This is a genomic window from Bacillus sp. P4_E1 (assembly GCF_056401715.1).
Map to the genome: position 1 here is coordinate 1 of NZ_JBFUIV010000068.1, position 508 is coordinate 508.

Annotated in this window: 1 rRNA gene; it reads left to right on the plus strand. The window is 50.8% G+C overall.

The features are described 5' to 3' along the window. Nucleotides 1-39: 39 nt before the first annotated feature. Nucleotides 40-508 (plus strand): 16S ribosomal RNA (locus AC1DS7_RS28885); the annotation flags it as partial.

The window sequence follows — 508 nt, forward strand, 5'->3', positions numbered from 1 at the left end:
AACGTCAATTTTTATTTTTAGATGCTAGACAAACTAACTTTATTGGAGAGTTTGATCCTGGCTCAGGATGAACGCTGGCGGCGTGCCTAATACATGCAAGTCGAGCGAATGGATTAAGAGCTTGCTCTTATGAAGTTAGCGGCGGACGGGTGAGTAACACGTGGGTAACCTACCCATAAGACTGGGATAACTCCGGGAAACCGGGGCTAATACCGGATAATATTTTGAACTGCATAGTTCGAAATTGAAAGGCGGCTTCGGCTGTCACTTATGGATGGACCCGCGTCGCATTAGCTAGTTGGTGAGGTAACGGCTCACCAAGGCGACGATGCGTAGCCGACCTGAGAGGGTGATCGGCCACACTGGGACTGAGACACGGCCCAGACTCCTACGGGAGGCAGCAGTAGGGAATCTTCCGCAATGGACGAAAGTCTGACGGAGCAACGCCGCGTGAGTGATGAAGGCTTTCGGGTCGTAAAACTCTGTTGTTAGGGAAGAACAAGTGCTA